Raw genomic sequence first — 20,227 nt, 5'->3', positions numbered from 1 at the left:
CGGGCCTCAGGGGGTCTGGACGGCAGCGACGACGGCGTCGATCACCGTTTCCACCCGCACCTGTTCCGCCACTGCGTCGAAGTTCAGGATCAGGCGGTGGCGCAGTACCCGGTGGGCCAGCGTTTTGACGTCCTCGGGAATGACGTGGTCCCTGCCGTTCAGCAGTGCCACTGCACGGGCGGCCTGGCTAAAGGCAATACTGGCCCGGGGGCTCGCGCCGAACTCGATGAAGCCGGCCAGCCGGGAGTCGATGTACTGGTGGGCGTTCCTGGTGACGAAGACCAGGCCCACGATGTAGTTGATGACGGCGGGATCGATGTAAACACGCCGGACCAGTTCCTGGGCGGCGGTGACGGCCTCCAGGGAGGCGGCGGCGGCGGGCACCTGCTCCGGCGTGTACACCCCGGCATCGATGCGCCGGATGATCTCGGCTTCCTCCGCGGGGGACGGATAGTCCAGCACGTCCTTGAGCATGAAACGGTCCATCTGGGCTTCCGGCAGCTGGTAGGTGCCCTCCTGCTCGATGGGGTTCTGGGTGGCCAGGACCAGGAAGGGCGAGGGCAGCGGGTACTCCTGGCCGCCGATGGAGGTCTGGCGTTCCTGCATTGCCTCAAGCATGGCGCTCTGCGTTTTGGCGCTGGAACGGTTGATTTCGTCGAGGAGCACAATGTTGGCGTGGACCGGTCCCAGCTGCGTGACGAAGGTGCCGTTGACGGCGTCGTAGATCTGGGTACCCACAATGTCGCTGGGCAGCAGGTCCGGGGTGCACTGGATCCGCCGGAAATCGGCGCTCACTGCGTCTGCAACGGCCTGGGCGGCCGTGGTCTTGGCAAGGCCCGGGACGCTTTCCAGGAGGATATGCCCGCCGGTCAGCAGCCCCACCAGCAGCGATTCACGCAGCCGGGCCTGCCCCACAACCTTAGCGTCAAAGCTGCCGGCAATCTTCGCCGCCACCTGCTGTGCCCGGGCCAGTTCCGAGGGTTCGATTCTCGCGGACGCACTGGTCGAAAGCACTGGATTTTCCCCCTGGTAACTGATCTGGGCGTGGCTGCCGGCCGGCTGCACTCCGCCCGCCATCCTATCCAAGACCGCCCCGGCATTTTGGACAATGGGGACCCCTCCCCATCAGCCGTTGCCAGGTCTATCCTTTTGGCATGAGCGAGCTTCCAGCCAGTTACAAGGAGTTTCTCGCCGACAAAAGCGAGATGTTCATCAGCACCGTCAAGCCCGTCCTGCAGCAGTCCGCGGCAGACAGGCTTCATGGAGTACGGGTCACGTACAACCCGGGTTCCACCGGCCACCAGGCCCACCTCGACGAGACCCTTCCGTTCGGTGTGGTCCTGGAGGACATCGACTGAAACCGTTCCTCCTGCCCGTCCGGCTGCGGCAGCAAAGCCCGTTCAGCCCCGCACCGCTCCGGACAGGGCAAAGGAACCGCTGCCGCCCCTCGCCACGATGACATAGAGAACCAGCACCGGCAGCGAATACAGAATGGAGAATGCGGCCAGCTGGCCGTAGGCCACTGCACCATGCTGTCCGAAGAAACTGAAGATGGACACCGCCGCGGGCTGCCGTGCTTCCGAGAGGAGCAGCACGAATGGGACGAAGAAGTTTCCCCAGGCCTGGATGAACACAAAAATGAACACCACCCCCAGCCCCTGCTTCATCAGCGGCAGGACAATGGTCCGCAGTGCCGTCATCCGCGATGCGCCATCCACCCAGGCTGCTTCTTCCAGCGACACCGGCACGCCCTCCATGAAGTTCCGGGTCATCCAGATGGCCATGGGCAAGGTGGTGGTGGCCATAAAGAAGATGGTGGCAGTCATCGAGTCAAGCAATTCAAGCTGGACGAAGAGCCCATACACGGGGACCATGATCGCCGTGATGGGCAGGCAGGTCCCAAAGAGGACGGTGTACATGAAGCGCCGGTTGAACCTGGACCGGTAGCGGGACAGCGGGTAGGCCGCCAGTACAGCGGCCACAACGGTGACCGTCGCCGTCCCCCCGGACAGCAGCACACTGTTCCATAAGGGCCGGAGCAGCAACTCCGGCGTCAGCACTGCGGCGAAGTTGTCCAGGCCGGCCCGGTCCGGAAGCTTCAGCTCATGCCCGGCTTCGGCGTCCAGCGAAGCCAGGATGAGCCAGAGCAGGGGCAGCAGGAAGCAGGCGCCAATCAGCAGCAGCACCAGGTCAGCCGGGGTGCTGCCGGCCTGGCGCCGCCTGGGCGCGGCGGGCCGGAGCGGAAGGCTGCCCAGCGTCCTGGTGGGGGCGGTCATGGCCGCGGCTCCCGGAGCAGCCGCACGTACGCCAGCCCAAACGCGGCGCCGATCAGGATCAGCACCGAAGCCACGGCTGTCCCGTAGCCGATATCCCCGAACTTGAAGGCCTCCTGGTAGGCAAGGACAGGCAGGGTGGTGCTGGCGTTGGCGGGCCCGCCCGCCGTCATCACCCAGACGAGCGTAAAGACGGCGAGGGTCTGCAGCGTGATCAGCATCAGGTTGGTGGTGATGCTCCCCCGGATCATCGGCAGCGTAATGAACGCGAACCGCTGCCAGCCGTGGGCTCCATCCATCTGGGCCGCCTCGGTCACCTCCGCCGGAACCTCATTCAATGCGGCCCGGTACACCAGCATGGAAAAGGCTGTCCCCCGCCACACGTTGGCGAGCATCACGGCCACCATGGGAAAGGCGTACAGCCACTCCTGCCGGACAAGTCCCAGGCCGCCCAGTAGCTGGTTCAGGGTCCCGTCCCCGCTGAAGTACGCATAGGCGGCGAAGGCGGCCACGATTTCCGGCAGCACCCAGGCGGCCACCACGGTGGTGCCGACGACGGCGGACACCAGCGGCCGTGCCCGCCGCATCAGCACGGCCAGCGCGAGGCCCAGCAGGTTCTGCCCCAGTACCGCCGAACCCGCCACGAACACCACCGTGAGGAGGACGGAGAGCGGAAACACCGGGTCCGCCAGCAGCCGCTGGTAGTTCTCCAGCCCCACCCATGAGGGATTGCGGGCACTGCGGCCGGTGAGGCCGGCGTCCGTGAGGGATGCGTGGAAGGCCCAGAGCACGGGGCCCGCCAGGAAGACAAGGAGGAGCAGGACAGCAGGAAGGACCGGAAGGTAACGGAGCAGTTGCCGTGCCGTGGCTGGAGACCGCACCCGCTACTTCCGGACGGTCTTGGCGGCACCCACGATGTCCGCCACGGCGGCGTCATAGTCCGCAGCCGCTTCCTGGGGCGACCTGGTGCCGGTGATGACGGCCTCGGTGGCTTCCTGAACAGCCGCGGAAATACGGGGGTAGTCGGCAGTTGCAGGGCGGTACTTCGTCACCGAAACGAGGGCGGAAACATCCCTGACGAACGGGTTGGCGTCAAGGTACCCGGGGTCGGCGGCCACGTCTTTCCGGACGGCAATCTGCGAGCTTTCCACGGTGAAGCTGAGGGAGTTCTGTTCGTTGAGCGCAGTGGTCAGGAAGCTGAACGCCAGCTCAGGCTCCTTGGTCTCCGCCCCGAGCGCCAGCGTCCAGCCGCCGGACATGCTCACAGCCCCCGGTGCCTGGCCGTCCTGGGTGGGGAAGGGGGCAACGCCCATCTCCTGTTCGTAGCCCGGCCACTCATAGCTCCCGCCATCCTGCCAGAACGACGGCGCGTAGGACCCTTCAACGGTGGCGCCCATCTTTGCGTTGGGCAGCCACTCCCCGAACACTTTCTTCCACACGTTGGCATCGAGGGCCTCGGCTGGTGAAACGGCCAGCTGTTCGTCATAAAGGGTCTTGAGGAAGGCCAGCGAGTCCTGGAAGCCGGCCGAGCCCACCACCCATTTCCCGGTCTCTTCGTCATAGAGCGAGGATCCCGTGCCGTAGAGCAGCTCGTAGAAGCTCTGCATGACGGTCCCCTCGCCGGTTCCCTTGCCTGCGTACATGTTGAACGGGACAACGGTGGGGTCGTTGGCCTTGATCTTCCGTGCCGTGTCCAGGATGTCCTGCCAGCTGCGCGGCTCCCAGGGAAGGGTGACCCCGGCAGCTTCCAGGACTTTCCGGTTGTACCAGATGGCGCGGGTGTCGGTGCCAAGGGGCACTGCGTACGTCCCGCCGTCGTCCGCACGCCCTGCCGCCTTGGCGCCGTCGTCGAACGTGTCCCATTCCTCCCAGCCCTCCAGGTAGCTGTCCAGTTTCAGGAGGTAGCCGGCGTCCACGTCGGAGCGGACCTTGAACGTGTCCTCGTAGAAAACGTCGGGCGCCGTGGATGGCGAGCGCAGCGCGAGGGCCAGTTTTGTCCCGTAGTCGTCGTCGTTGGCCTGGATGGGCTGCAGTTCAACGGTCACTCCCTGGTTAGCCGCCTCAAACTCCTGTTTGGCGGCCTGGAGCATGGTGTCCAGGGCGGTGAAGGAGTCCGTTTTCTGATACGCAACTTTCAGGGTTTTGGACGAAGCGCCGGGATCGTCCGGGCTGCAGGCCGCCAGGGCTACCGTTGCCGCGGCAATCAGGGACATGGTCTTCAGGGCCCGGCGACGCATGGCGCTCCATTCGGTCGATGGCGGCGGCCCTGTTGTTGGCGGGCCCCAAACCGCACAGTATGCACATGCTAGATGGACGTCCTGCCGCAGGCAAGACGCTGCGAACAGCCCGCCGGGTCAGCTCTCGAGGAGGAGCCGCTGGGCCCGCGGGGCCAGCGTATGTTCCAGGACCAGGGAAGCCGCCCCGATGGCGCCGACGTCGTCCCCCACCCCGGTGCCCACAACCTCGATGGGATGGATGAGCCGGGTGTCGCTGTGGGCGTCCAGCAGCGCCGGGATCTTCTCGAGGTATCGGTCCGCCAGGCGGCTCCAGAACGGCCCACCGAACACCACCCGTTCAACGTCCAGCGTGTTGGTCACCACGGCCACCGCCCGGGCCACGCGCACCGCGGACCGGTCGATGATGGCAAGGGCCTGCTCGTTGCCCTGGTCCGCGAGGTCGCACAACCGGGAAAAGCTCTGCTGGATTTCCGCTCCGCTGTTGCCTGAACGGGAGCCGTCCAGGATGCCGGCGTTTTCCGCTTCGGACACCAGCACCTGCGGGATGCAGGTGGATTTTACGCAGCCGCGCAGGCCGCAATCACAGGGGGCGCCGTCAGGATCCACAATGATGTGGCCGATCTCGCCGGCATTTCCGGAGGTTCCCCGGATCACCTCGTCATTGAGGACAATGCCGCAGCCTATGCCGGTGCCCATGTACATGAAGATGAAGCTGCCGGAGCCGCTGGGGCCGCCGGCCCAGGTTTCCGCTACGGCCGCGCTGGTGACGTCCTTGTCCACCAGGACCGAGTATCCGGTGGCTTCGGAAAGGGCGCTGCGCAGTTCCACCCTGTCCCAGCCGGGCAGCAGCGGCGGATCCACCACAGTGCCGTTGTCCAGGTCGATGGGGCCCGGTGCGGCCACTCCCAGGCCGGCGATCCGCTCCCGGTCCACGCCGGAATCCTCCACCAACTGGTCGATCTCGGCCGCGATGGTGGCGATGACCGCCGAGGGGTCGTTGCCGCCGGGGGTTTTGATCCGGGAATGCCGCACCACCGATCCCACCAGGTCCAGGACCACGAACGTGGTCACCGCGGGATCGAGGTGGACGCCGAGGGCGTACACACCGCCAGGGTTGAGCCGGAGGATGGTGCGCGGCTTGCCCGGGCCGCTGCCTTCCTTGCCGGCTTCCACGATCAGGTTCTGGTCCAGGAGGCGCCGTGAGATGTTGGAGATGGTCTGCGGCGACAGGCCCACAATCTGGGCAAGTTCCACGCGGCTGAGGCCGCCGGAGGACCTGCGGATGGCGTCCAGGATCACCGTGAGGTTGAAGTCCCCCATTTTGGGCAGGTTGGTTCCGCGCCTCGGAGAGGATTGGCGGATCTCAGTCACAGCGTCCCCTAAACGTCTTCGGCCACGTACATATGGTGATGCTTGAATCGTACGTTACGCGTGGTCAGAGACCCATAGGACGGCACGACGGCGCGGCGCGGCCCCGTGCGCGGGCCCGGCAGCGAAGGTGGCGCTGCCCGCCATGGAAGGTGGCGCTGCCCGACAGGCTGCGGGCCACGGCTCAGGCCCCTGCCTGGTCCGCGCTGCGGCGGGTGCTCAAGGTCACCGTGAACTTGGGGTTCCGGCCCTTCACCACGGTTGGCCCCACGTGCCGCTCAAGCGCCGGCAGGTAGGGCAGGTGGCGGTTGAAGACCGTCCACAGTTCTCCCTTCGGAGCGAGCACCCTGCCCGCGGCTTCAATCATTTTCAAACCTGCTCCTGCATGGACGCCCGCACCTACATGGAACGGCGGGTTGAGCAGGACCAGGTCCACGCTGCCGTCCGCCATGGTGCCGAGGGCGTCGTCCTGCAGGACCGTGATGCGCTCGGCCAGGCCGTTGGCCTGTGCCGTGGCCTGGGCGGAGGCCACGGCCGCGGCGGACTGGTCCGTGGCGGTCACCTGCGAACCGGGGTGCTGCCGGGCGTACATGGCGGCGAGGATTCCGGTGCCGCAGCCGAGGTCGACAGCGTGCCGGGCTGCCTTCATGGAGGGAAGGAACGTCAGCAGGAACCTGGTGCCAATATCCAGTTTGGTGCCTGCGAAGACGGCACCATGGGCGGCGACCTTGAGGTCCAGTTCAGCGAGGTGTTCGACGACGGGATAGCGTTCCTGCTCCCCGCTCCCCTGCGGCCCGCCCGCCAGGATCACGCGGGATTTCTGCCGGGCGAGCTGGGGCCGGACCGAGCGGAAGTGCCGTTCCAGCACCGAGTTCATGCCGAGGGACATGTGCTTAACCCGCCCGCCCGCGAGCAGCGTGACGTCAGGCGCGGCGTACCGGGCCACGGCGGCAGCAACTTCATCCAGTTCCGCCAGGGTCTTGGGCAGCTGCAAAAGCACCGTTTGGGCGCCGGCAAGGAGCTCAGGCCCGAGTGGCACCTGCGTGAAGCCGGGCTGGTTCCCGGCGCCGCCGTCGGGCATTCCTGCTGTGGTGTCCGGCAGGAGGCCGCCGCTGCGAAGTCCGGCGGCGTTGAGCTGCAGGGCGCGTTCTCCGGTGACCAGGTCCTGGTGCACGCGCACCGCGCCCGGGCTGAGGGTGGCCAGGGCGCCGAGGGTCAGGGCGCCATAGCGGTCCCCGATAACGGCAACCGTGCTTCCGCCGGGGACCAAGTCCGCAGCTGCCTCCAGCAGGAGCCGGTCCGTGGCGTCCCACGCCTGCAGGTTGGGCGCTTCCACATCCGGCCTCCGGCGAAGTGCGCTGAAGACGTCCTCAAGAGTGTCTGATGCCAAGTGTTCCTGCCGCTTCCGTTGTGCGTTGAGTGTGTACGTTTGCTGGAGTGCGTGGACCGGGCACGGACCGTGCCCCGCCGTCAGCCCCAACTTACTGGTGTTGCCGCCGGACTGATCCCGGGGAGTTTCAGGATGGCCGCCACGGCGGCGCGTCCGGCTCTGTTGGCCCCGATTGTGGACGACGACGGCCCGTAACCTACCAGGTGGACGCGGGGTTCCGAGGCTACCTGGGTTCCTTCCATCACGATTCCGCCGCCGTGTCCCCTCAGGTGCAGCGGCGCGAGATGCTCCAGCTCCGCACGGAAACCGGTGGCCCACACGATCGCGCCTGCCGGCTGGAAACCTCCGTCCGCGAGCCTGACGCCGCCGGGCTCTATGGAGGTGAACATCGGCTGCCGGTCCAGGGCGCCCCTGGCCGCCGCCGCCTTGAATGCCGGCGTCCAGATCAGGCCGGTCACCGACACCACGCTCTGCGGCGGCAGGCCCCTGCGGACCCGTTCCTCCACCAGGGCCACCGCGTCGTGTCCCGCCCTGGCGTCGAACTCCTCATCCCGCCACACCGGTTCCCGGCGGGTGAACCAGCTGGTGGTGGTGACGCGCGAGATTTCGTCAAGGAGGCCGACAGCCGAGATGCCGCCGCCCACCACAATCACGTGCTGTCCTTTGAACTCCTCCGCGGAGACGTAGTCCGCCACGTGGAGCTGGCGTCCGCGGAAGGTGGACTGCCCGGGGTAGGTAGGCCAGAACGGGCGGGTCCAGGTGCCGGTGGCGTTGATGACGGCCCCGGCTGTCCAGTCTCCGTCCGATGTGGCGATTCCCAGAAGGCCGGCAGGGTTTGCGTCCTCCCGGCTGACCGACCGGACCTTCACGGGCCGCCGGACGGACAGCCCCAGTTCCTCCTCGTAGTCACGGAAGTAGCGCGCCAGGAATTCCGAGCTGGGTTCCCGCGGATCCACGGCGGGCTTGGCGATCCCGGGAAGATCACTGATGCCGTTGACCGTTTCCATCCGCAGGCTCTTCCACCGGTGCCGCCACGCGCCGCCGGGACCATCCTCGGCGTCGAAAATTACGTGGTCTACGCCACGGCGCTGAAGGTGGTAGGCAGCCGAGAGCCCGGCCTGGCCCGCGCCGATAACGACGACGTCGGCACGGGCAGAATTCACTCCCCCATGATAGTCGCGGGGCGTCTCCCGGCCTTAGTCTTGGCCCATGGAGACGGGAGGACCACCATGACCACAAGCAAAGGACACGCAGCGCGCCTGGCCCAGGCCCTGTCAGTTGTGCTGGACACCAAAGAGATACCGTTGCGCCTGCGGGCCTGGGACGGGTCAGAGGCAGGGCCGGAGGGTGCACCTGTCCTGGAGTTCCATTCCCGCCGGGCCCTCCGCCGGATCCTGTGGTCCCCGGGCCAGCTCGGCTTGAGCCGGGCCTACGTGGCGGGAGATATCGACTCCCCCGGGGACATCTTCGCTGCCTTCACTGCCTTGAGTTCAGCGGGGAAGTTCGCGGAGCCCGGCCCGTTCCGGCGGCCCACGGCCCGGGAAATGTGGACGCTGCTGCGCACGGCCGTCCGGCTGGGTGCGCTGGGCCCGAATCCGGCGCCGCCGCCGGAGGAGGCAAAGGTTGTAAAGAAGGGCCGGTTGCATTCGCGCCGGCGCGACTCGGCAGCCATTTCCCATCATTACGATGTGGGCAACGATTTCTACGCCCTGGTGCTGGGGCAGTCCATGGTCTACTCGTGCGCGGTCTGGCCGGACGGCAGCTACGGCACGGAATCCCCGGAGTCAGGCAACCTGCTCGCCGCAGGCCTGGACGAAGCCCAGGAGGAAAAACTGGACCTGGTGTGCCGGAAGCTGGGCCTGCGGCCGGGAATGCGGGTGCTGGACGTAGGCTGCGGGTGGGGAAGTTTCGCCCTCCATGCTGCCGGACAGTACGGCGCAACAGTGGTGGGCATCACCCTTTCCACGGAGCAGGCAAACCTTGCACGCAAGCGGGCTGCCGAGGCCGGCCTGACGGAGCGGGTGGACATCCGGGTCCGGGACTACCGGGACATCGGCGACGGACCTTTCGATGCCATCAGCTCCATCGGGATGTCCGAACATGTGGGCAGGGAGCAGACGCCAGCCTACGCAACGGCCTTGTTCAGCCTGCTCCGGCCCGGCGGGCGGCTGCTGAACCATGCAGTTTCCTGGAACGCCGGGCCCACCAAGCCGGATCCCGATTCGTTCATTCCCCGCTATGTGTTTCCGGACGGGGAGATGATCAGCCTTGGCGAGATGGTGTCCGCCCTGGAGGGCGCCGGATTCGAGGTCCTGGATGTAGAGGCGCTGCGGCGGCACTATGCGTTGACCCTCCGTGCCTGGGTCAGCAGGCTGGAGGCCAACTGGGACCACGCCGTGAAGCTGGCCAGCCTGGGCAGGGCGCGGGTGTGGCGGTTGTATATGGCTTCCAGCGCGCTTGGCTTTGAGGGCGGCCTGACGGGCGTCAACCAGGTCCTGGTCCAGCGGCCGGGCGGTGATGAACCCCCGCTGCGGCGGACAACCTGGCTCTGAAGGGGCAGCTGGGTTAACGCGGAAGGGACGGTCCCGATGGGACCGTCCCTTCCGATGCTCCTGTGCCTTCCGGCTTGTTGCAGGATGCCTACCGGTGGAGCTGAGGGGACTCGAACCCCTGACCCCCTGCATGCCATGCAGGTGCGCTACCAGCTGCGCCACAGCCCCGGACTTGCCGCTTTCGGAGTAACTCCCCGAAGCAACCTGTTCAGCTTAATGCACTTTCGCCCCGCACGCCAATCGTGGTGTCGCGTCCCGGCCTGGGGTCCGTCCGGGCCTGCCGGCTGCGTCCGCGGAACAGTGCTAACAAAAAATCCGCCGGAATCGCAGTGATTCCGGCGGATATTCGGTGGAGCTGAGGGGACTCGAACCCCTGACCCCCTGCATGCCATGCAGGTGCGCTACCAGCTGCGCCACAGCCCCGAACTATTGCTGCCCTGTCGAGCTTTTTCGGCTTTCCCCGAAGCAACTCAAATATCTTAGAACAGCAATTCCGAAAATTCCAAATCGGGCATATTCCGCGCGATTCCGCGGAATTATTCGGTCTCGGACCCCGCGGTGGCTTTGGCCGACGCGTCGTCCCCGAGCTGCAGGTCCACCACGGGGCAGTCCTTCCAGAGGCGTTCCAGGGCGTAGAACACCCGGTCCTCCTCATGCTGGACGTGGATGACAATGTCCGAGTAATCGAGCAGCACCCAGCGGCCACCGGAGCGGCCCTCACGCCGGACGGGCCGCAGGTCCTGCTTGGCGAGTTCTTCCTCTATACCGTCAACGATGGCATTGACCTGGCGTTCGCTGGGTGCCGAGGCGATGAGGAAAACGTCGGCCAGGGCCAGCCGCTCGCTGACGTCCAGGGCAACAATATCCTGGGCAATCTTGTCCGCGGCTGCCCTGGCGGCGGCGCGGGCTATGGTGATGGACGATTCTGATGCAGTCACGTGACTCCTTGTTGGGTTAAATATGCAGTGGCCGACCGTTGCCGGCCGGCGGTTGGTGATCAGCGGGCCATGCCGTTGATGATCAGGATGACGCCCGAGACCAGTGCCACGACGCCGAATGCCAGGACCAGGAACTGCAGGACCCTGGTCCTGTTCGCCCGGGCCAGTCCCGCCGTGGCTGCGTCCAGGGGATCAAGGCCGTGGGCGGACGAAGCCGGGATTCGAGGAAGGTCCTCGAAGAGGTCCTCCCCCTGGTGCTCATCAGTAACCACCTGCTGCGGGCGGGCAGCGGCCCGGGCGGCAGCTTCAGCCCTTGCGATCACCTGCGAGCGGCCGGGTCCAGCATCAGCTGGGGCAGTGCGCTGGGGGCCTGGTGATCGCCGCTTCTTGGTCCTGGAAGGCGTGACCTTGGTTCCCGGGCGGGTGGTGACCGGTACGTGCGAAGTTGCGGGCGGCTTCATGACGGGCCGGTCGATGCCGGGGACCTGCACGAATTCCAGCGGCGTGACCATGGCCAGATTGTTGGCAGTAGAAGGGGCGGGGCGTTGTCCGGCCGCCGGCTTCCCGGCCTGGTCCTTCTTGCCGGCATCCCCGGGACGCTTTCCGGCATCCCCGGGACGCTTTCCGGCATCCCGCGAACGTCCCTGGACGTGATTTTTCGGAGGGGCAGCCGGAGCCGCCGGAACCGCGGGTGTACCGGCCTGCTCGGCCAGCTTTTGCTTGGCCATGGCCCGGCGGTTCATGACCGCCGCACGCTCCGCCAGGGCGATTTGCTCGGCCAGGATCTCCGGATCAACCGCTTCGGGATCCAGGGAGGCGATGTGCTCCATTTTCGCGATCTGGTTTTTGGCCTGCTCCGCGAGCAGGGACCGGGCCGCCAGCGCCTGTTCCACGGTCATGCCCTCGGGGCCCGGTGAACCGGCCTTAACGCCAGGGGTGGTTGTCCCGCCCTGACGGGCCTGCTCCCCCGCGCCGGTGTTTTTCGCGTCGGTGGACGGGCCACTGCCCTGGCTGCTGCCGCTGTGACTGTCCTCGTGGCCGCTGTCCTTGTGGCTGACGCCATTCCGGGGCCCGTCCGTTGAACGCTGAGGAGTGGAAGCAGGCGAAGTGGAAGCCAACGGCACAATGGGGTTAGCCGCAGTCAGCGCCTGTTCCTTGAGCTGCTGGAGGCGGAGCTGCCGACGGGTGGGAGGACCACCGGCGGAGAGCTGGCCTTCCTTTTCCTCCAGCTCCTTGATGGCGCGAAGGGCTGCACGGTCCCGCGCCCGGATCTGGGATGACCGCTGGGTGTTGGCCTGCCCGGCGGCCGCTCCGGCGGCACCGGGTCCCGAGGGAGCAACGGGCCCCGAGGGGGCAGCAGCACCCGGCGCACCAGCATCCGTCTTTAGGGCAGGCTGGAGCTGCTCCGTGCCCTTGGAAGCAGACTCCTGCTGGGCGTCCCTGGCCTTCCGGAGTTCCCGGCGGCTGCGGATGGGGGGCTGTTCCTGACTCATTGAGAACTCATTCAGTACTGGCTGGTTCACGTGCTAGGGACGGTGGGGCATCGGCTTCCGCGGCGGCTTCGTACAGGCCGTACTTGGCGATGTACTGCACGACGCCGTCCGGTACCAGGTACCAGACCGGATGGTTCGCGGCCACGCGCGCGCGGCAGTCCGTCGAGGAGATGGCCATGGCCGGGACCTCCAGGAGGCTGACGTCATCGCGTCCCATGCCGTCCAGAACATGCCCGGGCCTGGTGACCCCGACGAAATGGGCCAGCGACCACAGTTCGTCGATGTCCTTCCAGGAGAGGATCTGTGCCAGGGCGTCCGCCCCGGTGATGAAGAAGAGATCGGCGTCGGGGCGCTGGGCCCGGAGGTCGCGAAGGGTATCGATGGTGTACGTGGGACCTGGCCGGTCGACGTCCACCCTGCTGACCGTAAAGCGCGGGTTGGACGCCGTGGCGATGACGGTCATCAGGTAGCGGTGCTCGGGTTCGCTGACGTGCTTGTGGGACTTCTGCCACGGTTGGCCGGTGGGGACGAAAACCACCTCGTCCAGGTCGAATTCCGCCGCCACCTCGCTGGCAGCCACCAGGTGGCCGTGGTGGATGGGATCGAACGTCCCGCCCATCACGCCCAGCCGCAGCCTGCCGTTGGCACCCGAGCGGTGCAAAACGCGGGAAATGTTAGTGGCCCTGCCCGTGGTCGTGCTTGTTCGGGTGCTGGCGGTGCGGATCCGCGTGCTCCTCGGTGGCCGTGTGGCGGTTGCCCAGGTTGGAGTAGGACAGCGTGATGAACATCATGACCAGCAGGATGGCGAAGATGACCACACCGAAGACCCACGGCTCAGCCCACAGCGGCGCGAGTTCGTGTTCTTCGCCTTCGGCGACGGACGTGGCAATCTGCTGGAACAGCATGTTCTCCCCTTGGGCTCAAACGATTGTGGCAGCGGAAAGCTCCGCCGTTTCTGGCTTCTGGTCTATGTTACCGTGCGCTACCCGCGCACCTGGCCCTCACCCTGCACGATCCACTTCGTGGTGGTGAGTTCGGTCAGCCCCATGGGACCGCGGGCGTGCAGTTTCTGGGTGGAGATGCCCACCTCGGCACCCAGCCCCAACTCCCCGCCGTCGGTAAACCGGGTGGACGCATTGACAATGACGGCCGCGGAATCCACCTCGGCGATGAAGCGCTCGGCGTTGGACAGGTCATTGGTGAGGATGGCCTCGGTATGGCCGGTAGACCAGGTGCGGATGTGACTGACTGCCTCGTCGAGGCTGTCCACCATGGCAACCGCAAGGTCAAGGTCCATGTATTCGGTGGCCCAGTCCTCGTCGGTGGCCGGTTCGGACTCGATGGAGGCGGGAAGCGCGGCGCGCGTGCGCTCATCGGTGTGCAGCCTGACGCCGGCCTTACGCAGGGCGGCCGCTACGGCCGGGAGCACGCGTGAACCGGAGTGGACCAGGAGGGTCTCCACCGTGTTGCAGACGCTGGGCCGTTGCGTCTTGGCGTTCAGGAGGATCTCCACCGCCATGTCCTCGCTGGCCGACTCGTCGATAAAGATGTGCACGTTCCCTTCACCGGTTTCGATGACGGGGACGGCGGAGTTGGTGACGACAGTCTGGATCAACTCGCGGCCGCCGCGGGGAATCAGGACGTCCACCCTGCCGCGGGCCTTCATCAGGACATTGGCGCCGGCGCGGCCATACTGGTCGACCGTCTGGACCGCGTCTGCGGGCAGGCCCACGGAGTCGAGCGCTTCGCGCAGCACCCGCACCAACACCTCGTTGGTTGCCTGGGCGGCGCTGCCACCGCGCAGGATCACGGCGTTGCCGCTCTTGAGTGCCAGCCCGGCAATGTCCACCGTGACGTTCGGCCGTGCTTCATAGATGGCGGCCACCACGCCCATGGGGACGTTGACCTGGCGGAGGCGCAGGCCGTTGGGGAGTGTCTGCCCGCGCACAACGTTGCCTACGGGATCGGGCAGGTTGGCCAGGTTTTCCAGGGCCGCCACCAGGCCCGCGATGCGGGTTTCCGTCAGGGTGAGGCGGTCCAGCATGGCAGCGGAGGTGCCGTTGGCCTTTCCTGCCGCCACGTCCATGGCGTTGGCGGTGAGAATGGATTCCGTGCTCTCCTGCAGGGCTGTGCCTACTGCGCGGAGGGCACGGTCCTTCCATGCCCGGTTGGCCATGGCCATCCGCCGCGCCGCATGGCGGGAGCGGTCGGCGATGGCGTGCACTGCTGCCTCGACGTCGCCGGAAGACAGCGGAACGCCAGCCGGGACCGGTGCTGCCGATGACTCAACGGGCCGCGTGGCGGCAGCGGTGTCTCCGGAATTTTCGGCAGTCTTGTGGATCAGGGCCTCAGTCATGTTCCAAGTTTAGGCGAGCCGGAAGCTCAGACCAGCACCAGGTCGTCAACATGAACAACTTCACGGTCATAGCCGCTGCCCAGCGCCTCACCGAGGTCCCTAGTGGACCGGCCCAGCATTTGGGGCAGCTCCGCGGAGGAGTAGTTCACCAGTCCGCGCGCCACCACCGTACCGTCGGCTCCTGCTATCTCCACGGCGTCGCCGGCTTCAAAATCACCGTGGACGGCGGAAATGCCGGCAGGCAGCAGTGACGTGCGGTGATGGCGGATGGCCTTCACGGCGCCGTCGTCCAGCACGAGCCGTCCCTGGACGGAGGCCACGTGCGCCAGCCAGAGAAGCCTGACGGGCTTCCGGGCGCCGTTGACCGTGAACCAGGTGCCCACGTCCTCGCCGTTAAGGGCCGCGGCGGCGTTGGGCGTGGAAGTGACCAGTGCGTGGATGCCGGATCCCGCCGCCATGGACGCTGCCTCCACTTTGGTGAGCATGCCGCCGGTGCCGACGCCCGCCTTGCCGGTCTTGCCAATGGAGACACCGTCGAGGTCGTGCGCCCCCTCCACCAGCGGGATCCGCTTCGCGCCAAGGGACGGCGGGCCGTCGTAGAGGGAGTCGACGTCGGACAGCAGGACCAGCGCGTCGGCGCGGACCAGGTGGGCCACGAGGGCTGCGAGCCGGTCGTTGTCACCGAAGCGGATTTCATGGGTGGCTACGGTGTCGTTTTCGTTGACCACGGGGACCACGCCGAGGCTGAGCAGCCGGTTGAGGGCGCGGAACGCGTTGGTGTGCTGGCTGCGGCGCATCAGGTCTTCGGCGGTGAGGAGCACCTGGCTGACGGTCACCCCGTGGGCCCCGAAAGCCTGGGTGTAGCGGGCCATGAGCAGGCCCTGGCCGACGCTGGCGGCCGCCTGCTGGGTGGCGAGGTCGCGGGGGCGCTTGGCGAGGCCCAGCGGTGCAAGGCCCGCCGCGATGGCACCGGAGGAAACCAGGATGATCTCTGTTCCGGTGTTGCGCTTGGCGGCGAGTGCGTCCGCGAGGGCGGTCAGCGACTCTTCCGAGATGCCGCCCTTGATGCTGGTCAGCGACGACGAGCCCACCTTCACCACGATCCGGTGCGCGTTGGCCAGCACGCTCCTGTCCACGGACCGCGCCAGCGGTTCCGCGGACGCAGCCCTAGATGTCATCGTCTGCGCCCAGTCCACTCTCCTTGAGCGGCTTGGCAACCCTGCGGCTGCTCACGGATTCGGTCCAGATGCCGGCCTTGCGCTCCGCTTCGAGTTCAGCGCGGGCAGCGGCCCTGGCGTCCTTGCGTTCCTGCTGCTCTTCACGTTTCTGCCCACGCGTGGGGCGGTCGCCGATGTCTGCAAAACGGACGTCCGTACCGCGTGGCGAAGCCAGCAGTTCGGCGCCTGCCATCATGGTGGGCTCCCAGTCGAAGACGACGCCGTCATCCTCGCCGATAACAACCGTGTCGCCCGGCTTGGCACCCTGCTTGAACAGTTCCGTCTCCACGCCGAGCTTGGCAAGCCGGTCGGCCAGGTAACCGATGGCTTCCTCGTTGGTGAAGTCGGTCTGCTTGACCCAGCGCACCGGCTTTTCGCCCAGCACGCGGAACAGCGGCTCAAGGCCCTTCTCCTCCCGGCGGATCCGGAACCCGGTTTCGTTGACGGCGCGGGGCTTGATGACCACAGGCTGGACCTTGGGCGGCGCGGCTGCCACCGCGTCCCGGGCTGCCTGCACGATTTCGGCCATCGCGAAGCCCAACTGGCGCAGGCCCTCGTGGCTGGTCGCGGAGATTTCGAAGACCCGGTAGCCGCGGGACTCGAGTTCCGGGCGGACGAATTCGGCCATGTCCTTGCCGTCGGGCAGGTCCACCTTGTTCAGGGCCACGAGGCGGGGACGGTGGTTCAGCGGAACCACTTCGCCGTCCTGGCCTGCGTAGCTCATGTCCACGGCGTACTTCTCCAGCTCGGCCTCAATCACGGCCAGGTCCGAGAGCGGATCGCGGTCTGCCTCAAGGGTGCCGCAGTCCAGCACGTGGACCAGGGCCGCGCAGCGCTCCACGTGGCGCAGGAAGTGGTGGCCCAGGCCCTTGCCTTCGCTGGCGCCTTCAATCAGCCCGGGCACGTCGGCGATGGTGAAGCGGACGTCGCCGGCCTGCACGACGCCAAGGTTGGGGACCAGTGTGGTGAACGGATAGTCGGCGATCTTGGGACGGGCCGCGGACATGGCTGCGATGAGGCTCGATTTTCCGGCGGACGGGAACCCCACCAGGGCGATGTCCGCAATGGACTTCAGTTCCAGGACGATGTCACTGGATTCGCCTTCGATGCCGAGCAGGGCGAACCCGGGCGCGCGGCGCTTCTGGGAGGAGAGGGCGGCGTTACCCAGGCCGCCGATGCCGCCGGCCGCCGCCACGAATTCGGTGCCTTCGCCGACGAGGTCCGCCAGGACGGTGCCGTCCTTGGACTTGACCACGGTGCCGTCCGGGACGGGAAGGATGAGCGTCTCGCCGTTCTTGCCGCCGCGCCAGTCGCCCATGCCGGGGCCGCCGTTGGTGGCGTGGCGGTGGGGTGCGTGGTGGTAGTCCAGGAGCGTGGTGGTCTGGTGGTCCACGCGAAGGATCACGTCGCCGCCATTGCCGCCATTGCCGCCGTCGGGGCCGCCCAGCGGCTTGAACTTCTCGCGGTGGACGGAGACGCACCCGTGGCCGCCGGTACCGCCGGATACGTGCAGTACTACCCGGTCTACAAAGCTGGCCACGTGGATCTCCTCAGTGCTGTTTCCTGGACGCCCAAGGGCGCCAAGATGATTGTAATGCGGTTAAAAGAACAGTGGAGCGGACCATATGGCCCGCTCCACCGCTTCAGATCTGGTTGTTACTCTGCAGCTGCAGCAGCAACGATGTTGACGACGCGACGACCGCGGCGGGTACCGAACTCAACGGCTCCCGGGGTCAGTGCGAACAGGGTGTCGTCGCCGCCACGGCCAACGCCGGCGCCCGGGTGGAAGTGGGTGCCGCGCTGGCGGACGATGATCTCGCCGGCGGAAACTACCTGGCCGCCGAACCGCTTGACGCCGAGGTACTGTGCGTTGGAGTCACGACCGTTGCGAGTGGAGCTCGCGCCCTTTTTATGTGCCATCTGAAATGCCTGCCTCTAAATTCTGGGGAATCTGCTGAAAAACCTGAACAGTCACGGAAGGTTACTTGATACCAGTGATCTTGACCTTGGTCAGTTCCTGGCGGTGACCCTGGCGCTTCTTGTAACCGGTCTTGTTCTTGAACTTCTGGATCACAATCTTAGGACCACGGAGGTCCTGGAGGATCTCAGCCGTAACAGTTACCTTGGCCAGGTCAGCAGCGGCGGAGGTGACCTTGTCACCGTCAACCAGGAGCAGTGCGGGCAGCTGAATGGTGCTGCCAGCTCCACCGGCGACGCGGTTCAGGGTAACGAAGTCTCCAACGGAAACCTTCTCTTGGCGGCCGCCTGCGCGGACAATCGCGTACACCACTTGGGAACTCACTTCTCTCGACGTTTATTACAAATTTGCGTGCGGAACCCGGTTCCATGATTGGGTGGGCTCTCGCTGTGCCTCAACGCCGTGGGGTCATAACCCAAGTGTTGGCGTAAGCACCGAAGATCTAGAATACGCTAGTTTTGGCTTCGGCCGCAAATGAGGCTGGTTCCGGCGGGTTGTCTGTGATAGGCACCACAGCCCAGGTCCGCGCCCTTACCCGTGCCCCACCATAGTACCGGCGGGACGCGCCACCAGGTGTCAGGAATGAATGCGCGGCGCGTCGAAAAAGTCCACTTCGAGGCGGCAGGACTGCCTGAACGCCGTCACCATGGCATCCCGGTCCCCCGCGGAAGCAGCGCGGCCGGCCCCGTCCACCATGGCAACCGCCGTGCGGGTGGCGGCAGCGAAGTCCTCATCCGCGTACGTGCGCAGCCACTCGGCGTAGGGGTGGCCGCCCGGTTCCCCGTCAGCCACGAACTGGGCGTGGAGTGTTGTGCCCACCTCGGCGTACAGCCAGAAGCAGGGCAGGACTGCTGCGGCCAGCACGGCGTAACTGCCCGACGCCGATGCCGCCGTCAGGTGGTCCACGTAGGACTTGGTCACGGGCCCCAGCTGCGGCTCAACGGTCCGTGTACTAAGCCAGGAGCGGTGCAGCTCAGACTCCACCTCCAGGCACTGTGCGGCGGAACGTGCCCAGAAGAGCTGCTCCTCTTCGGTGGGGGCCAGTGCACTTGTCCGCGCGAGCACCCGTGAGTAGCCGTTGAGGTAGATGGCGTCCTGGGCGAGGTAGTAGGCAAACTCCTTTTCCGGCAGGCTGCCGGAAACCAGGCCGCGGATGAAGTCCAGCGCGTAGATGTCCTCGAGGTCCTTTGCGGCGCCCGCCCAGAGCTGCGCCGCGAAGCTCCCCTTCCCGCGCACCGCGGGCACGTGGTGGAAGTGGTGCACGGGCCCGTTGCCGGCCCCCACCTCCAGGGTCTCCGAGGCCTCCAGCGCGCCGGCAAGCCAGGGCTTGACCTCGCGCAGGGCTGCCTCCCAGTCCCCCACCCGGGCCTGGACCGTGGCCATGGCCGCCGACAGGGAGCATCCGGTGCCGTGGCTGTTCACTGTTGCCACCCGCTGTCCGGGAACCACCACCACGTCCCTGGACAACAGACCTGCGGTGTTAACGAGGGCATCGGGGCATTCGGCCCCTACGAGGTGCCCGCCCTTGACCAGAACCGTGGCTCCCGTGGCGGCGGAAAGGTTCCGGCCCTGTTCCAGGGCGCCTTCCCAGGTCTCCTGCACGTCGCCGCCCACGAGCATGGCGAGTTCAGCCAGGTTGGGCGTGATGAGGTGCGCCAGCGGCAGCAGGCCGCGAAGCGCGGCTTCGGCGGATTCCTGGAGGAGCCGGTCGCCGCTGGTGGCCACCATGACAGGGTCCAGGACCACGACGGCGGGACGCACCTTTTCGAGCCACGCACGGACGGCGTCGATCACCCCGGCATCGCCCAGCATTCCGATCTTTACGGCGTCGATACTGATGTCGTCGCTCAGGGCATCGAGCTGCTGGGTGAGGAAGTTGGCGGGGGGAACGTGGACGCCGCGCACGCCGCGGGTGTTCTGCGCGGTGAGGGCAGTGATGGCGGCCATTCCGTAACCGCCGTGGGCGGCGATGCTTTTCAGGTCCGCCTGGACGCCGGCCCCGCCGGAAGGATCGGATCCGGCAATGGAAAGCACCCGGGGCGTGTCGCGGTACTCGCGGACGGGGGCTGCAGACGCAGAAACAGCTGCGGGCCCGGGAGCAGGCGCGGGTGTGCCCTGGATGGTGGCAGTGGGCATTGCAAAGGTGGAAGACAAGAGACATCCCTTCGCCGGTGCTAGCCGGACAGGTTCAACGGGTCTGGATCTCAGCCGGCTCTCTGCGCGGCACCCCGTGTCGGTTCCCCAGCCTAGCTTTTTTGCGGTCCACAGCGTGAAGGTGACACAGTGCGACCGGAGCGGGGTGGAACGCGGGTGTTCAATAGCGCTGCGGAACGCGCCTTAAATGACGGATGCCCGGCCGGCCACTGTCTGTGGCCGGCCGGGCATCCGCTCAATGCTCTCCCTGGGTTCGCGATTCCTGGAGCTC

The 20,227-nt window shown here is 66.7% G+C and carries 19 protein-coding genes, 2 tRNA genes and 1 riboswitch; of the genes, 2 read left to right on the top strand and 19 right to left on the bottom strand.

The features are described from left to right. Positions 1-6: 6 nt before the first annotated feature. Positions 7-1,014 carry an AAA family ATPase gene (locus IEX43_RS01275; RefSeq protein ID WP_188808723.1) on the bottom strand — a complete coding sequence of 336 codons (1,008 nt, stop codon included), beginning with the start codon at positions 1,012-1,014 and terminating at the stop codon, positions 7-9. Between the two features lie 140 nt (positions 1,015-1,154). Here IEX43_RS01275 and IEX43_RS01270 point away from each other — a divergent pair, with 140 nt between their 5' ends. Further along, on the top strand, positions 1,155-1,358 hold the full coding sequence (locus IEX43_RS01270; protein ID WP_188808722.1) for a hypothetical protein: 204 nt from the start codon (positions 1,155-1,157) through the stop codon (positions 1,356-1,358). A gap of 42 nt (positions 1,359-1,400) precedes the next feature. On the opposite strand, the gene IEX43_RS01265 is transcribed toward IEX43_RS01270, so the two are convergent. The 6 genes from IEX43_RS01265 to IEX43_RS01240 all read right to left on the bottom strand — a co-directional run bounded on the left by IEX43_RS01265 (position 1,401) and on the right by IEX43_RS01240 (position 8,431). Continuing rightward, positions 1,401-2,276: a carbohydrate ABC transporter permease gene (locus tag IEX43_RS01265; protein WP_188808721.1), complete on the bottom strand. Its 876-nt coding sequence runs from the start codon at positions 2,274-2,276 to the stop codon at positions 1,401-1,403. After that, positions 2,273-3,154, bottom strand: a complete 882-nt coding sequence (locus IEX43_RS01260) for a carbohydrate ABC transporter permease (RefSeq protein WP_188808720.1) — start codon at positions 3,152-3,154, stop codon at positions 2,273-2,275. Before IEX43_RS01260 ends, IEX43_RS01265 begins: the two co-directional genes overlap by 4 nt. Before the next feature lie 3 nt (positions 3,155-3,157). Then, on the bottom strand, positions 3,158-4,510 hold the full coding sequence (locus tag IEX43_RS01255; protein ID WP_188808719.1) for an extracellular solute-binding protein: 1,353 nt from the start codon (positions 4,508-4,510) through the stop codon (positions 3,158-3,160). A 117-nt stretch (positions 4,511-4,627) separates the two neighbouring features. Next, complete coding sequence (locus tag IEX43_RS01250) at positions 4,628-5,830, bottom strand: ROK family transcriptional regulator (protein ID WP_188809041.1); 1,203 nt, start codon at positions 5,828-5,830, stop codon at positions 4,628-4,630. 232 nt (positions 5,831-6,062) lie between these two features. After that, positions 6,063-7,268, bottom strand: coding sequence for a class I SAM-dependent methyltransferase (locus IEX43_RS01245; RefSeq protein WP_188808718.1), 1,206 nt, complete (start codon positions 7,266-7,268; stop codon positions 6,063-6,065). Positions 7,269-7,348: 80 nt separating this feature from the next. Further along, positions 7,349-8,431, bottom strand: coding sequence for an FAD-dependent oxidoreductase (locus IEX43_RS01240; protein ID WP_188808717.1), 1,083 nt, complete (start codon positions 8,429-8,431; stop codon positions 7,349-7,351). Positions 8,432-8,497: 66 nt separating this feature from the next. Between IEX43_RS01240 and IEX43_RS01235 the strand changes: the two genes are divergently transcribed. Beyond that, complete coding sequence (locus IEX43_RS01235; RefSeq protein ID WP_188808716.1) at positions 8,498-9,820, top strand: SAM-dependent methyltransferase; 1,323 nt, start codon at positions 8,498-8,500, stop codon at positions 9,818-9,820. Between the two features lie 95 nt (positions 9,821-9,915). On the opposite strand, the gene IEX43_RS01230 is transcribed toward IEX43_RS01235, so the two are convergent. The 12 genes from IEX43_RS01230 to thiD form a co-directional block, all read right to left on the bottom strand. After that, positions 9,916-9,988 (bottom strand) — tRNA-Ala (locus tag IEX43_RS01230). A 182-nt stretch (positions 9,989-10,170) separates the two neighbouring features. Next, positions 10,171-10,243, bottom strand: a tRNA-Ala gene (locus IEX43_RS01225). 113 nt (positions 10,244-10,356) lie between these two features. Further along, positions 10,357-10,758, bottom strand: a complete 402-nt coding sequence (gene rsfS, locus IEX43_RS01220) for a ribosome silencing factor (RefSeq protein ID WP_066276611.1) — start codon at positions 10,756-10,758, stop codon at positions 10,357-10,359. 59 nt (positions 10,759-10,817) lie between these two features. Then, entirely contained in the window at positions 10,818-12,251 is a 1,434-nt protein-coding gene (locus IEX43_RS01215; RefSeq protein ID WP_188808715.1) for a hypothetical protein, read from the bottom strand. A 7-nt stretch (positions 12,252-12,258) separates the two neighbouring features. Beyond that, positions 12,259-12,912, bottom strand: coding sequence for a nicotinate-nucleotide adenylyltransferase (gene nadD / locus IEX43_RS01210; protein ID WP_192044147.1), 654 nt, complete (start codon positions 12,910-12,912; stop codon positions 12,259-12,261). 13 nt (positions 12,913-12,925) lie between these two features. Next, a complete protein-coding gene (locus IEX43_RS01205; protein ID WP_104186060.1) occupies positions 12,926-13,156 on the bottom strand; it encodes a hypothetical protein in 231 nt (76 codons plus the stop codon). 77 nt (positions 13,157-13,233) lie between these two features. Beyond that, positions 13,234-14,607, bottom strand: coding sequence for a glutamate-5-semialdehyde dehydrogenase (locus tag IEX43_RS01200; RefSeq protein ID WP_188808714.1), 1,374 nt, complete (start codon positions 14,605-14,607; stop codon positions 13,234-13,236). A gap of 26 nt (positions 14,608-14,633) precedes the next feature. Further along, entirely contained in the window at positions 14,634-15,785 is a 1,152-nt protein-coding gene (gene proB / locus IEX43_RS01195; protein ID WP_104186062.1) for a glutamate 5-kinase, read from the bottom strand. Further along, positions 15,775-17,364, bottom strand: coding sequence for a GTPase ObgE (gene obgE / locus IEX43_RS01190; protein WP_188808713.1), 1,590 nt, complete (start codon positions 17,362-17,364; stop codon positions 15,775-15,777). Before obgE ends, proB begins: the two co-directional genes overlap by 11 nt. Positions 17,365-17,480: 116 nt before the next feature. Then, a complete protein-coding gene (gene rpmA / locus IEX43_RS01185; protein WP_009372867.1) occupies positions 17,481-17,744 on the bottom strand; it encodes a 50S ribosomal protein L27 in 264 nt (87 codons plus the stop codon). A 61-nt stretch (positions 17,745-17,805) separates the two neighbouring features. Continuing rightward, positions 17,806-18,114: a 50S ribosomal protein L21 gene (gene rplU / locus IEX43_RS01180; RefSeq protein ID WP_066276623.1), complete on the bottom strand. Its 309-nt coding sequence runs from the start codon at positions 18,112-18,114 to the stop codon at positions 17,806-17,808. Between the two features lie 264 nt (positions 18,115-18,378). Beyond that, complete coding sequence (gene thiD, locus IEX43_RS01175; RefSeq protein WP_188809040.1) at positions 18,379-19,938, bottom strand: bifunctional hydroxymethylpyrimidine kinase/phosphomethylpyrimidine kinase; 1,560 nt, start codon at positions 19,936-19,938, stop codon at positions 18,379-18,381. Between the two features lie 7 nt (positions 19,939-19,945). Further along, positions 19,946-20,043: riboswitch (TPP riboswitch) on the bottom strand. Positions 20,044-20,227: the final 184 nt, after the last annotated feature.

Source organism: Pseudarthrobacter polychromogenes, assembly GCF_014644495.1.
GTDB lineage: Bacteria > Actinomycetota > Actinomycetes > Actinomycetales > Micrococcaceae > Arthrobacter > Arthrobacter polychromogenes.
The sequence above is the reverse complement of the archived record's forward strand: the minus strand, read 5'-3'. Positions and strand labels throughout refer to the sequence as shown.